Origin of the sequence: Mucilaginibacter gotjawali, assembly GCF_002355435.1 — a bacterium.
GTDB classification, from domain to species: Bacteria; Bacteroidota; Bacteroidia; order Sphingobacteriales; family Sphingobacteriaceae; genus Mucilaginibacter; species Mucilaginibacter gotjawali.
In genome coordinates this window covers 2540439-2554787 of record NZ_AP017313.1, presented here as the reverse complement: position 1 = coordinate 2554787, position 14349 = coordinate 2540439, and the positions used below count along the sequence as shown (strand labels likewise).

Here is a 14349-nt window from a genome sequence, read left to right as displayed (position 1 = left end):
GGCAAAGCCCTCACTCATCCTCTCCAAAGGAGAGGACTTCGATGCAAAATGTTAGATTTTCGCCGTCATACCCTCGTTATTGGCTCCCTCTCCTTTGGAGAGGGTCGGGGTGAGGCGAACAAACGTGCTTATCTTAATTTAGGCTAAGGAAACTATTTATCCTCAATCACATCGTTGTAAATAAACAGCCCCCCATCTTCGGTATCCGAATTCACCACTTTTCCCTCTAACACGCTCATGCCCGCTTTTGCCGGGTTATTGCCACGACCGAGCGGCCATTTGCCGTAAGTATCTAAAATATTTATTCCGCCAATAGTAGCGGCATCCAACCCAAAGTCAGTGCAGTTGTTATTGTTAAGGTTATAAGGGTGGCTGTTATACTGTTTAACCAGCTGCAATATTTTCTGAAACCTCCTTTTCGAAATGAATTTGCCAACCACTTCATCAAAGTCATGCCTTTCGTCGTTTTTAAATAGCGGATCGGCTGATGGGAAGATAGGCGTAGCGGATAAAAAGCTTTCCTTATCAGGATAAAAGCCAAAGGTCCTGGCTACATAGGTCGAATCGGAATTATACTTGATCAGCGTGATAAAGGTATGCCCCACTTTATTTAACCGGATAAATATTTTTGGCCTGCCCGATTTGGGTTGTTGTATGTGCACCAGCAGCGCGTACTTCACTCCTGTTTTGCCATCCTCAAAGGGATTGATAATATCCACACTTTCTACAGGCGCCGATTGGATGTTCTTTCCGTCGTGATTGTAAAAACCGCTGTCGGTTTTTAGTAAAATGCTATCACGGCTGTTAATAGCGAGCAAGCCTGTATTATCCAGGCTATCATTCATCATTTTAACCGAATCACTCCCGGCAACATGCTGCTTTATAAAATAACCCTTCCGGTAAATATCATCTCCGGGCACATTGTTTTTAAAATAGCATTTCATTACCAATGGATACAGCCGCAATTTGGCAAATAAGCGCGCCAGGTGCAGGTTTAATTTCGAGCCACGCTGCCTGGCATCAATGTCCGGTTTATTATTAAGTTCGCGCAAAAACGACAGCAGCAATTTACGACTGGGTTTTTTGTTGAAGCTATTTTCAAGATCAGCAAGAACTTTTAATTCATCATTATCCTTTGCAATGGCTGGAGAGGCTGGATAAGATGCGTTTGCCGAAGGGCTTATTTTAACCGATGCTAATAAATAACCCTGCTTACCCTGGGCAGACAATTGTTGCCCGATAGTTATAAAAAAGAGGCTGAAAGTTAATACCCGGATTACGGTTAATTTCATTTTTAAATCATTAGGCAGACTTTTTATTGTTCCGGAGCAGGGCCGATTCATAAACTGCTGCAATAATACCATTCGCCGAAAAGGAGCCGGTTAAATCCATGTCTACATCGGCATAAACAACCTGTTTAAACTGGTCGATCACATAGGTGGCCAAAAGGGGCACATTAACATCAATGCCCGAAAACCGGTTCCAAACAGGATAATTTTCCGAATATACACCGAACAATTCAGCTATTTCATGATTTTCATCAAAATAGAAATTCAATGACAAATCATTTTCCCAGGCAGTTTTTGCCAGGTCTTCATCATTACCGGCATTTATGATCAGTAAATTGCCCCCGCTGGCTTTTATTTCATTTTGAAGATCATTTAACCTGGTCAACTGGCCGAGCCCGTTACCCTTCCAATGCCTGGAATAGAAACTGATAACCAGTGGCTTATTTAATAATTGCCTCAATACAACCGGCCCAAATGTTTCTGCCCCGCCATAAAACCGCTGCCATCTTAACTGATCTGTTTTTAACGTCAAACCCGTAATAAAATTACCGGCTTTTAATGGTTTTAATGGCTGGTATGGCTTATAGGATAAGTCAAATTCAGCTACTATTTCAAGCAATTCAAAATAAGGGAATTTGTCTGTTGATGTTAACATAAATTAAAATATTGATGATAATTAAATAAGATGAAAGTCGAAATGGCTGTTGAATAATTATTAACGCATTATCGGCAACAACAGGCGTTGCCTGCAATGCAACCCGGGAGGGTAACATACATTCGAACAGGCATAAATAAAAGTCCGTTTAACATTTGAATAACATTGATGAAACAAAAATACTACTTTATCTATATACTTTATAGATTTTTTATATTTTTTTTCCTATTCACATGATGTTAACAACTTTGGGCAGTCATTATAACCAGCTCTTCATAAATTTAAAGCATATTATCGGGGATTATATAACCCAAAATTGAGGCTTTTATGCCCTGTTTTTAAAAATTAAGAATATTTGAAATTTTGAACCTCACTTCAACTGCACCTGTTTACCATGCTGTCAGGGCATTTTTGGATACAATCGGAGGGTATTAACTTAAATATTTGTTTGTTTGTTTATATTGACGGAGAAAAGAAGCCTCTAACTGGTAACAGCATCCTATATATCGAATGAATCAGAAAAATTGGCTTATTTATTGCCAATAATTGATATTAATAAGAATTATGAAAAGACTATTTATCATACTTTCATTGTTACCTTGCCTGGCGATCGCCCAAAAAACTAATTATCTAAAAAAAGGTAATGAGGAATCAGGCAAGAAAAAATATGCTGAAGCTATCTCCGACTTCAATATCGCTATACAACAAAACGACAAAAACATCTGGGCGTATCTTTATCGCGGAAACGCCTATGCCAACATCAACAAATACAATGAGGCCATCAGTGATTTTTCAAAAGTAATTGAACTCGATCATCGTTTTACAAAGGCCTATTTTTACCGCGCAAACGCCTATGGCAATATCTGTAATTTTAAAGATGCCGTAAGCGATTATACCCAGGTTGTTGCCATTGACAGGCATAACCCGCTGGCCTACTATTATATGGCCAATGCTAAAAACAACCTTAAAGATTACAGGAGCGCTCTTGATGATTACAATATGGCCGTTAAGTTGGGTAAACGTGGATGGGAAATTTATTATGCCATAGCAGGCGCAAAAAGCAACCTGTTTGACTATGAAGGCGCGATGAAGGATTATGACAGGGCAATTATTGATTACAATAAAACTGTACGGTATACAAAAATGAATCAAAGCCTGGCTTCCGCAAAAATCCATTTATATGAATACCGGGGGGTTACAAGGGCCAATGCTGGTTACTACAGCCAGTCCATCAGTGATTATAAAATAGCGCTGGACCTGGATAAAGACAATGCCGACGTTTACTATTACAGAGCTAACGCGCTAAGTAACATCAAAAAATATAACGAGGCCATTGCCGACTATAATACGGCTTTTGAAGATTGCAATAAAAAAGGCACGGTAAAACCACTTGAAAATGCCGGCCCCTGCAATACAGCATCAGCGGGTGTGTGCAATTTTAAAATGGCAGATTTATACCATTACAGGGGAAATGCCGAAAGCAATGCGGGAGATTATGTAAACGCTATTAAGGATTATGATGCTGCCACCGCATTGACGCCTGATAACGCCGAAATATTATTATCACGCGGTGTTGCTAAAGCAAAATCAAACGATACGCAGGGTGCAGAAGCCGACTTTGAAGCAGCCATAAAGCTGAACCCTAATGATGCCAAAGTATATTATTACCTTGGAAACGCCGATGCCGAGATAAAGGACTATCCAAATGCTATCATCAATTACGACAAAGCATTGCAGCTGGGCTTTAACCACGCCGAGCTTTACCATTACAGGGCCAACGCCAAAAGTAATTCAGCTGATTTTGAGGGTGCAATAGCCGATTTTACCATTGCCATAAAACTAACCCCAAAAGACGCAGAGCTATATAAATACCGCGGTGTTGCCTATTCCAATTCAAACGATTACCATGCTTCGATAGCTGACTTTAAAATTGCTGTGCAACTTAATCCTGATGATGCAGAGATCTATTATTACAAAGCGAATTCCGAAGCTTCGGCCGGTGAGTTCGAAAACGCGCTGAACGACTATAATAAAAGTATCGTCATGGACCCTAAACATGCCGAAGCTTACCTGTATCGCGGAAACGCCAAAACCAAATTAAATGATTTTGATGGTGCGATCTCAGATTTTGATAAAGCGATAGAGATCAACCCAAATCTGCAGAATGCCTATTATTATTTGGGCAAAGCGGCAAGCGATGCCGGGGAGCTTAAAAAGGCGCTCGAGTATTTTGATAAGGCTATTGTTAAGTCGCCCGAAAACGCCGAACTATATTTATACCGCGGGCTTGCCCGGAACAGGCTCGATGATACCCTGGGTGCATTAGATGATATTAACCACGCTATCAAATATAAACGTGAATATTCGGAGGCTTACCAGCACCGTGCCGAAATTTACCTCTCGTTAAAAAATTACAGCAGTGCCCTGCTTGATGCGGACACCTCCATCCTGTACAACAAAAACAAGGATGGCTATGGCTATATTACCCGTGCCGATGCTGAAATTGGTTTAAAAAGACTGGACAGTGCCTTAACAGATTTTAACGCAGCAATCAAAGAGAATCCAAAAAACAGCGATGGCTATTCAGGCAGGGGGCATTTGGAATTTCTCACCTTAAAATATGTTGAAGCGCAGGCCGACCTCGATAAAGCTATTGAAATAAACCCTGCTAACACCTACGCCTACCTTTACCGCGGCGACCTGAAGATTGCCATCGGTGACAATGCCGGCGCAATCCAGGATTACCGCAAACTGCTGGTTTTTGAGCCAAAGAACGAAGAGGGCAATTTAAAGCTCGGGAAGGCGCTGTTAGCCGAAAAGAAATATGCTGATGCATTAAAATTGTACGACCGCCTTATCGCCAATAACAACAAAAACGATGAAGTTTATGTACTTCGCGGTGTTGCATTGGGCGGCGAAGGTGAAACCCAAAAAGCCTTTGCCCAATTCAATGAAGTTATAGGCAGAGATACAACAACGGTTAATGACCTTACAGCCATGGTTGATGAATTTCGAAAAATTAAAACGACAATCGTTACCTCTCCAAACTATGCTGCGCTCAGAAGCACTTACGTGCCGGATGCCGACACCGCCTCGGGCATTAAACGCATTTACCGCGCTATGGGCAAGCTTAAACCCGTTATTTCGGATGCTTATATTTATACGGGTAATATCTATATTACCTTAAAAGATACCATTGCCGCCAGCAAAAATTTTGATAAAGGCATTTACTACGATGAAAATAATGATGAAGCTTTCTTTTCAAGAGCGAATTTAAAGATGGGGCAAAAAAATTACCAGGGTGCTGATTTTGATTACGTTAGCGTACTCCTGATCAATCCTGACAATGTAAAAACCTATGCCTATCGGGGCCTTGCGGAAAGCTACCTTCGTGATACGGCGAATATGCGTACAGATTTTGAAGAAGCAATTAAGCTGAGCCCTAAAAACGAAAATAACTTTATTTTACGCGGCAAGGCAAAAGTTAACTTGCAGGATCAGGCCGGCGCCATGAAAGATTTTAACACCGCGATTACCTTAAACCCCAACAACCCGGATGGATGGTTTAACAGGGGCATGGCCAAAATAAACCAAAACGACGGCAGCGGATGCGCGGACTTACGCAAAGCGCTCGACCTCGGTTCTAAAGAAGCGCCGGATGCTGTCAAAAAATATTGCAGGTAATAACTGCATCTCATTTTTATAGCGATGGGTTTTAAAACCCATCGCTACTATTAAAATCATTCACCCTAAAACCTATCATACAATTCTGCCCCGCAACTTTAATTAACTATTTAATAACAAAACAATTCCACCCAAATCTTCGTATTAAAACTGTAGACGCCATTATTGGGTTGGCAATTCCTTTTTTGGGATTGATTTTACTCTCCGGGTTTGGTTTAATATTTCTCCGGATCGGGATGTAAAATGTTTTTGGAGGACAAATGCGTCATAATTTAAGAATGACACTAAAACAATTAACGCCTTTTTTGCCTGTAATTGATGTTCGTAAAGTTATGAAGATACTTTTAGTGATCCTATCTTTTTTGCCCTTCATCTCGCTGGCGCAAACGGCCGATCAGGTAATGACCCGCGCCAACGAAAAAGCAAAACATAAAGCATATAACGAAGCAATTGCCGATTTTACAAAGGTGATCAGTTCAACCAACAACAATATAAAGGCATACCAATACCGTGGCAACGCCTACACCAATATCAACGATTACGCCAGCGCAATAAGCGATTTCACCAAAGTTTTAAGCGCCGAACCCAATAACGCAGAGGTTTATTCTTACCGGGCAAATGCATACAGCAACCTTAAGGATTATGCCGGTGCGATAAATGATTTTAACAAAGCGATAGACCTCGGTTTAAAAACAGCGGATATGTACCATTACCGTGCAAATGCAAAAATTAATTCGGGAGCGTACATGGCAGCTGTGGAAGATTTCAGCAAGGCAATAGTCATCAGTCCGAATAGCCCTGAGCTATATGAATACCGGGGGGTTGCCAGGGCGAACTTAAATGATAACAAGGGCGCAATTGAAGATTATTCGCATGCGCTGAAGCTTAACCCCAACAATGCCGACGTTTATTACTACCGGGCAAACTCAAAAGGCACCATTGGGGATTATACAGGAGCGATTGCAGATTATGATAAAACCATCAGCATGAACCCCACAAATGCCGAAGCTATTTTTTACCGGGGCAATATCAAAACCAACCTCCATCAATATAAAGAGGCTATGCAGGACTATAAAAGAGCCCTGACGCTAAAACCCAATATGGCCAACGGTTTTTATTATATGGCAAAAGCAGCAGGAAATGCGGAGGATAATAAAGATGCGATTCAAAATTTTAACAAAGCAATAGCGGCAGACCCAACAAATGCCGAATTGTATTTATACCGGGGAATCTCTGAAAATAAACGCAATGATACTACCGCCGCTTTAAACGATTATGCCAGAGCGATAACGCTGAACCCTGAATTTTCAAGAGCTTATCAAAACCGGGGAGACCTCAGGATTTCAATTAAAGATTACAGAAGGGCTAAAACAGATGGTGACTCGGCAGTGTTGTACGATGCTGACCATGATGGTTATGCCTACGTAACCCGCGCAAAAGCAAAAACCGCACTGCAGGACACCGCCGGTGCGCTGGCTGATTATAACACGGCCATACAAATGAATTCAAAAAACACGGAAGCGTTTACCGGTCGCGGCGAAGTAAGGGCAGAACTGGCTGACTATACCGGCGCACTTGCTGACCTTGATGAAGCCATTAATTTGTACAGCGGTTACTCATACGCCTACCCCGCCAGGGCAAAGGTAAAAAGCAAAATGGGCGACCGGAAAGGCGCCTTAGCAGATTTTAAAAAGCAACTGGAATTTGACCCTAAAAATCAGGAAGCGCAACTAAGGCTTGGCAAAGAGCTAACTGCTGACCACCAATACGCAGAAGCCTTACTGTTTTTTAACAGGGTTATTACTCCTGCCACAAAAAACGGCAAGTTTTACATAGCACGCGGCGAAGTGATGTGCGACATGGGCGACTATAAAGGGGCCATTGCCCAATTTAACCGGGCATCATTGGTTGACACCAATATGCGGTCGTTAACCTACGCAAATATCGCTAACGCCGAGATCAGGCTTAAAAAATATGATGCGGCCGAAAGCGACCTTGAAAAAGCCATTACCAGGGACCAAAATAATGACGACGCCTATTTTTACCGGGCGAATTTAAAAATGATCCGAAAAAATTACATCGGTGCTGTTTATGATTATATCAGCGTTTTACTTATCAACCCCGATAATATAAAAACGTATGCCTATAGAGGGCTTGCTGAAAGCTTTACTGCCGATACGCAGGCAATGCGCCTGGATTTTTATCGGGCTATTAAACTTAGCCCTAAGGAACCCGCCAATTATATTTTGCGCGCCAGGGCAAAAATGAACCTGAAGGACTATAACGGGGCTTTAAAGGATTTTGATATTGCCATCAGCCTAAACCCCAATAACGAGGAAGCCTGGTATTACCGTGGCCTTGCCAAAATTGAGCAAAGCGATAAAAGTGCCGGTGCCGACCTGGGCAAGGCCCTTGCCCTTGGCTCAACAGATGCGGTAGACGCCGTAAAAAGATATAGCAAATAGCTTTCGTTAAAATCATTCAGGTATTTTACTTTGCCATTCAGGTTATTTTTACTTTGAAAAGGAGTATTTGAGAGTAATATTAGCCTTTTTGTCATTTCGAAGAGAGAAATCTTAAACGGGCGATATGCACCAGCGGGCATGGAGGTGAAGATTTCTCCTCGTTCCTCGTCGAAATGACAATGGATGTTAATTCACTTCGAGCTGGTCCTTCGTCGGGAATACCGGGAAGGCCCCATGCGGTTCACTCTGGTACCAGAATACAACAGAGGCAATATCATCCTGAAGCGGCATATAACGCCCATCTGAATGCCAGCCCAAATCCTGTATCGTAACTTTCAGGTCCTTTTCAAAACGGATCGGATCGGCGATGTGCCAGCGGTACAGGCCAAAGCGCTGGGCGATGCCATAGTGGCCATCACCACGGATCACCTGCGGCAAACCGCTATAGGGGCTACAAAATTCGGTAAATTCACTACTTTCCGTGCCGTCGGCTTTTTTATGCATGCTGTCAAAATCATAAGCGCCATTAAAATAATCCTCCGTACCGGTACCATTAATGGTTGGAAATTGGGTGTCGCCATCCATAAAAAATTTGATTTCCCCTTCGCCCCACCATCCGTTTTTATTGGAGCCATAGGCTAAATAGGTACCCACATACTGGCCTTTGCCTTTAATACTATCCACCAACACATAATCTTTTTTAAATGGCAAAGGGTTTACCCTGCGGAACTGGGCGTGAAAATAGCCTGCATCTTTGGGTACGTCAGTTAAGGTATAATCTACCTGGTAATATAAAACCATATCTTCATTATCAATATTCTCCATGGTGATCCGGCATTTCTTGCGGAAAGGCATAGGCCAGTAACAATTTAAACCACTACCGGGGTTAACCGCAACCGCCAGTGAATTTACCTGTGCATATTTACCCCAACCCATGCAGAAGAAATCGCCAACAGGTACCTCAACCGATGGTGTTGTTTCATCATCCCAATAAAAACGAAGAATTGAATAGCGCCAATTGCCTGTCGGTGTCATCCAGATATGCTGTACGGCGCCTGATCCGTCGATTTCGGCAACGGTGTAGGTAGTATGTTTTTTAATTACTACGCTGGGACTCACTTTCCATCCCTGGCCCAACTCTTTTGAGGGGCCTGCCCCTGTGCCGGTAGTGGCCATGCCACCTTTACCCTTTTCACCGTTAAAGTTTTCAGGGCTGATGGAACGCGTTTTCGCGTCCGACATCCGGTAAAGGTTCCCCAGGTTAACACCCAAACCATTGAATTTTTCCTGTGCCTGAACTGATAAAACTACAAAAGCAGTCATCAACATACATAAAACTGATCTTTTCATTTTGATTATATTAATCGTTTAAAAATGCTAGCGCTGAATCTTTTCTCGTACCTTTTACCTTTCAGCTATTTCGTTCTACCTTTCGCCTTTTACCTTTCAGCTTTCACCTCATTTTAATTTATAAAACTCCGCAGCATTCAGTCCCCAAAACCTGGCCTGTTCATCGGCTGATAATTTGGCAATATAATTCTTAACTACCGAAAGCATTTGCTGGTAACCGCCAGCCACATTACATACCGGCCAGTCGGAGCCAAACATTACCCGGCCGGCACCAAATGTTTCAAAAACAACATCAAGGTAAGGTTTAAAATCAAGCAGCACCCAATCGTACCAGTCGGCCTCGGTAATCATGCCGGAGATCTTACAATAAACATTTTCATGCCTGCCCAATGCCCTTATGCCCATTTCCCACTTATCCATGTTTTTGTTTTTGATATCCGGTTTGGCAATATGGTCAACCACAAAACGGGTCCCCTCAAATTTCTTCACAAACTCATGGGTATAGCCCAGCTGATCAGGAAAGATCAATATATCGTAGGCAAGGTCATGTCTTTTAAGCGCGCGCACACCATCCATAAACTGCGGATTAAGCATCAGTGCCCTGTCTGTTTCGCCCTGCAGCACGTGGCGAAAACCCTTTAGCTTTTCAAATTTGCTGTAATGTTCAATACGTTTGCCGGCATCAGCGGCCCTAAGGTCTACCCAACCCACCACGCCTTTTATAAAATCGTGTTTCCCGGCAAGATCAAGCAAAAATTCTGTTTCTGCCTCACTTTGATCCGCCTGAACGGCCACACAGCCATCGATACCGAATTTATCAAGAACGGGTTTCAAATCACCGGGCATAAAATCCCGTTGAATTGCCGACATATTATCCCCAATCCAGCTATCCCTAACCGGGTCAAATTTCCAGAAATGCTGATGGGAATCTATTTTGATCATAGAATTAGTTGACTAAGTTGGATGGTTGATTAAGTTTAAAACAGGTTACAATATAGCAATTTAACATCAATACAATCAACTGGTGTCGTGTCAACCATCAATTTCCTCATCATCAATCAGCAAGTTGATTGAACCCAAAATGCACAAAAAGGGTTTACAAAAGGTTTACACATTTGAGGGTTTACATTTTATAAATTCTTGATAATAAGATATTTATGTGCTTATTTATTAAAACAGGGTTTACACTATTTTAGATAACCTCCTCCGGGTATTTTGTAAGCGTGCTGATAAAGCCCGAACGTCAACTTATTAATGACATGACACTAGTGACCTTACCAACTTAATCAACCAATCATGCGTTAGCCAGCGCCCTATCCAGATGAACATATCCTCCATCTACGTAAACCAACTGGCCCGTTGTATGGCTTGAACGCTCCGACAATAAAAATGCAGCTGTATTGGCAATTTCTTCCGAGGTCGTCATCCTGCTGCCAAGGGGTATTTTGGCTTCAATTTCTTTTAATTTCCCCTGCGGGTCCGGCAGGGTTTTTATCCAGTTTTCATAAAGGGGTGTCCAGCATTCGGCAACCACAATAGCATTTACCCTGATGCCGTATTTGAGCAATTCAACAGCCCATTCGCGGGTTAGCGCATTACGGCCACCATTGGCAGCTGCGTAAGCTGACGTATTTCCCTGCCCTGTATCTGCGGTTTTGGAGGTAATATTCAATATCGCCCCTTTTGATTTTTTCAATTCAGGCAAGGCAAAATGCGCCATCAGGTAATAATGCACCACATTTTTATGTAATGATGCGATAAATCTTTCATAATTGCCACTTTCCAGCCCTACGCCGTCATTTACCCCTGCATTGTTTACCAGCCCATCAATGCGACCGTATTTTTCAACAACCTGCTGCACGGCCTTCTCACATTCGGCAGGATCCATTAGTTCAGCTATAACGTGCGATGCTTTTCCGCCCTCTGCTTCAATTGCATGTACACATTTTAAATTATCAGCCCCGTTACGGCCGATTACCACCGGGATAGCGCCTTCTTTAGCCAATACTTTTACAATGCCCTCGCCTATCCCTTTGGCGCCACCGGTAACTATAATTACTTTATTTTTTAATTGTAAATCCATAATCTTAATTTGATAAACTCCGTTTCACTTCCGGCATCGTGTCAACTCACCCCGACATCGCTTCGCTTGTCGACCCTCTCTTTAGCAGGCAAAATAGAGGGTGAAAAAATTATTTATTATTTAAAAATCAATCTTAACCCTTTTTACCGCCAGCGGTAGAAAGGGTGGTCGGGCGAAGCAATGACCGGGAGATTCCCCCGCCATGCATTCCCGCCATACTTTTAATGCGCCGCCACCATCTCTAATTTTTTAACTTTAAGATTACTTGAAGCAAAATAGAAAATATAAGCAAAGCAAATAATCGGTACCAGGTAAGCAAAATGGATATTCGATTCATCAAATATCCTTGCCATAATTGGAGGAATAATAGCCCCGCCGAAAATAGCCATGATCACCAAAGACGAACCAAGTTTGGTGCGCGCCCCAAGCCCACGGATACTTAATGAAAAAATAGTTGGGAACATGATTGACATAAAAAATGAAATCAGGATAAGCGTAAAAACTGATAACATACCATCGAGAAAAAATACCGAAATCAAAAGCACGTTGTTAATAACGGCATACGTTGCCAAAAGCTTAACAGGGTTAAAAAATCGCATCAGATAACTACCGCTAAAACGCCCCAGCATAAACGCGAAGGTGGCAACGGTAAGGTACGTAGCAGCCGTTTTTTCGGGCATATGCGCGAGTTTATTACAGAAGAAACCAAAAAGCCCCCATATACCCGCCTGTGCGCCAACATAAAAAAACTGGGCAATAACGCCTGATCGTAATTGTTTAATGCCCAATAATTCCCAAATCTGGCGCCCCAGGGACTTTCCAGTTTCTTCAGCGGTATCTGTTTCGGTTATCTCTGGCAGATGGGCTTTATAAACTAAGAATGCCACTACTAACACTACCAATCCTATAATAAGATAAGGCAATTCAACGGAGGACGCTTCTTTATTTAAATAATGCGTTAGTTCAGAATTGGACATCTTCGCGTATTGCTCTTTAGTTAGCTCGACACCGGACAATATTACTATGCCGCCAAACAGGGGGGCAATTGATGCCGCCAGGCCATTAAATGATTGAGAGAAATTAATCCGCCGCTCAGCACCTTCAGGCTCTCCCAAACAAGTGATATACGGATTTGCCGCTGTTTCCAGAAATGCTGCCCCCGAAAAAAGGATAAAAAGCGCTATCAGGAAAAAAACAAAACTCCTTACTTCAGCTGCAGGATAAAAAAGAATTGCGCCCGTTGCAAAAAGCAAAAGACCAAGGAGTATACCGCCTTTATAGCCGAATCTTTTCATAAACCGCGCAGCTGGTATCGCCAAAAGAAAATAAGCAGTATAGGAGGCCGAATCCACCAGTGAAGACTGAAAAAGTGTGAGCTGGCAAGCTTTTTTAAGGTGTTTTATCAAAATTGGATTTAGGTTCAGCGCAAATCCCCAAATAAAAAACAAGGAGGTAACCAACACTAACGCAATAAAGGTCTTTTTTTTCGTCGTCATGAAACAGAGTTAACAAGTTTATAATTTAAATACCGGTTTCCGCTTTAGGATTTTACCTGTCACTTTAACCTTTAATTGGCGCCATGAAGATAATTATTTAAATGCAGCTTGTATATCCTGCAGCGAAATTCCTAAAGTTTTTAACGAAATCTGGTTCAATTCACTTTTATCGCCTGTAAAATGGAATACACTATGCTTATGGGTCAACCCTTCACCTGGTTTTAAAAAGGCTGCCTGCGATACACTTTCTATTTCGTAAAACGGCCCCATTTGCGTTCCATTCGCCAGCGGGCCGTCGTTATAGGCATTTACTGCATCGCCTGCAAAAGGATCGCGATCGGTCCGCCACTCCTGGTTGAGGTAGGTGGCTTTGGGGTCAACGTCAAATTGGGCAATGGTGAGCACATTATTTTCTGCGTCATAGCTGCCGGCTATTTTCTTTGTGCGGCCCGGCGGCATGCCCAGTTTTCCGCGCGACTTTCCGTCCGCCTTAAATACCAAAATGCCGTTATTGTATTTTACCCTGTCGGGAGGGATCTGCCCAAAATAATCAGTTGTAGCTATTTTACCCGTTGCATCGTTAGCATAAGGCACAACAATTACCGTTTTGGCAGAGGGCGTAAACATATCCAAACTCCATAAACAGGGCGCGCCGGTGTTTTTATCCCATTGAAAAGCGCTGGTATTGATAATTGTATTGGAGGTACTGAATGCCACTGATTTTATTTTCTCATCAAAATCTATACCCAGTAATTTCTTTTCATCGGCAGGTTCCATCATGGCAATGTCCCTTATAATGTTCATATTCAACATTACTCCCTGGTAATTCATTACCCTTGTTGTTTTGGTTAACGATGCACTTTTGTCGGTATTTGCGGTTAAGCGCCAGTTTTCAAAGTCGAACGCCGTTGGGGTATGCCAGTACGCAAATTCCATTTTGGTATGCGGCTTAAAAAACACGGCAAATCTGCTGCCCTCCGGCCCTATCCATAACCTGTCTTCGCCCCCGTAGGCATTCATATGCGCATCCAGTGATTTTTGGGCAAAAGTTTTATAATTGATCCACCCAAAGCTTTTCCCGTTTTTGCCGTCTGCGGTCGACGTAAAAACTTTTGCCTGGTATTTGGGCGAGACGATGATCTGCGCATTGCCGTCCTTGCTGTTTAAAACCACCACGCTGTCGTTTTGCTTCAAAAAATCCAGGTCGTAGCCAAAGGTACCTTTGGGATATTCGCTCTCAAACTTCGCTGCAGACGGCTCTTTTTGTTCGCAGGAGTTTAACAACAAAATAGCAGAAGCTATTAACACGAGTTGGATACCTTTCATT

Annotated in this window: 9 protein-coding genes; 2 read left to right on the top strand and 7 right to left on the bottom strand. The window is 42.5% G+C overall.

Features of this window, described 5'->3' with window-relative positions; translation table 11 throughout:
• Positions 1–152 precede the first annotated feature (152 nt).
• Both MgSA37_RS11410 and MgSA37_RS11405 read right to left on the bottom strand, forming a co-directional pair.
• On the bottom strand, positions 153–1292 hold the full coding sequence (locus tag MgSA37_RS11410; RefSeq protein ID WP_096352027.1) for a hypothetical protein: 1140 nt from the start codon (positions 1290–1292) through the stop codon (positions 153–155).
• Positions 1293–1302: 10 nt separating this feature from the next.
• Complete coding sequence (locus tag MgSA37_RS11405; RefSeq protein WP_096352025.1) at positions 1303–1944, bottom strand: redoxin domain-containing protein; 642 nt, start codon at positions 1942–1944, stop codon at positions 1303–1305.
• A 564-nt stretch (positions 1945–2508) separates the two neighbouring features.
• Between MgSA37_RS11405 and MgSA37_RS11400 the strand changes: the two genes are divergently transcribed.
• Positions 2509–5628, top strand: a complete 3120-nt coding sequence (locus tag MgSA37_RS11400) for a tetratricopeptide repeat protein (protein ID WP_096352024.1) — start codon at positions 2509–2511, stop codon at positions 5626–5628.
• Between the two features lie 332 nt (positions 5629–5960).
• Positions 5961–8093 carry a tetratricopeptide repeat protein gene (locus tag MgSA37_RS11395; RefSeq protein WP_172885316.1) on the top strand — a complete coding sequence of 711 codons (2133 nt, stop codon included), beginning with the start codon at positions 5961–5963 and terminating at the stop codon, positions 8091–8093.
• A 186-nt stretch (positions 8094–8279) separates the two neighbouring features.
• On the opposite strand, the gene MgSA37_RS11390 is transcribed toward MgSA37_RS11395, so the two are convergent.
• The 5 genes from MgSA37_RS11390 to MgSA37_RS11370 form a co-directional block, all read right to left on the bottom strand.
• On the bottom strand, positions 8280–9443 hold the full coding sequence (locus MgSA37_RS11390; protein ID WP_096352021.1) for a glycoside hydrolase family 172 protein: 1164 nt from the start codon (positions 9441–9443) through the stop codon (positions 8280–8282).
• 108 nt (positions 9444–9551) lie between these two features.
• Positions 9552–10385 carry an amidohydrolase family protein gene (locus MgSA37_RS11385; protein WP_096352019.1) on the bottom strand — a complete coding sequence of 278 codons (834 nt, stop codon included), beginning with the start codon at positions 10383–10385 and terminating at the stop codon, positions 9552–9554.
• Between the two features lie 352 nt (positions 10386–10737).
• Complete coding sequence (locus MgSA37_RS11380; RefSeq protein ID WP_096352017.1) at positions 10738–11526, bottom strand: L-fucose dehydrogenase; 789 nt, start codon at positions 11524–11526, stop codon at positions 10738–10740.
• A 221-nt stretch (positions 11527–11747) separates the two neighbouring features.
• Entirely contained in the window at positions 11748–13022 is a 1275-nt protein-coding gene (gene fucP / locus MgSA37_RS11375; RefSeq protein WP_096352016.1) for an L-fucose:H+ symporter permease, read from the bottom strand.
• A gap of 93 nt (positions 13023–13115) precedes the next feature.
• Entirely contained in the window at positions 13116–14348 is a 1233-nt protein-coding gene (locus MgSA37_RS11370) for a DUF6786 family protein (protein WP_221199384.1), read from the bottom strand.
• Position 14349: the final 1 nt, after the last annotated feature.

Coding starts and splice junctions, on each gene's coding strand:
- MgSA37_RS11410 (WP_096352027.1), bottom strand. CDS start 1,292: ATGAAATTAACCGTAATCCGGGTATTAACTTTCAGCCTCTTTTTTATA.
- MgSA37_RS11405 (WP_096352025.1), bottom strand. CDS start 1,944: ATGTTAACATCAACAGACAAATTCCCTTATTTTGAATTGCTTGAAATA.
- MgSA37_RS11400 (WP_096352024.1), top strand. CDS start 2,509: ATGAAAAGACTATTTATCATACTTTCATTGTTACCTTGCCTGGCGATC.
- MgSA37_RS11395 (WP_172885316.1), top strand. CDS start 5,961: ATGAAGATACTTTTAGTGATCCTATCTTTTTTGCCCTTCATCTCGCTG.
- MgSA37_RS11390 (WP_096352021.1), bottom strand. CDS start 9,443: ATGAAAAGATCAGTTTTATGTATGTTGATGACTGCTTTTGTAGTTTTA.
- MgSA37_RS11385 (WP_096352019.1), bottom strand. CDS start 10,385: ATGATCAAAATAGATTCCCATCAGCATTTCTGGAAATTTGACCCGGTT.
- MgSA37_RS11380 (WP_096352017.1), bottom strand. CDS start 11,526: ATGGATTTACAATTAAAAAATAAAGTAATTATAGTTACCGGTGGCGCC.
- fucP (WP_096352016.1), bottom strand. CDS start 13,022: ATGACGACGAAAAAAAAGACCTTTATTGCGTTAGTGTTGGTTACCTCC.
- MgSA37_RS11370 (WP_221199384.1), bottom strand. CDS start 14,348: ATGAAAGGTATCCAACTCGTGTTAATAGCTTCTGCTATTTTGTTGTTA.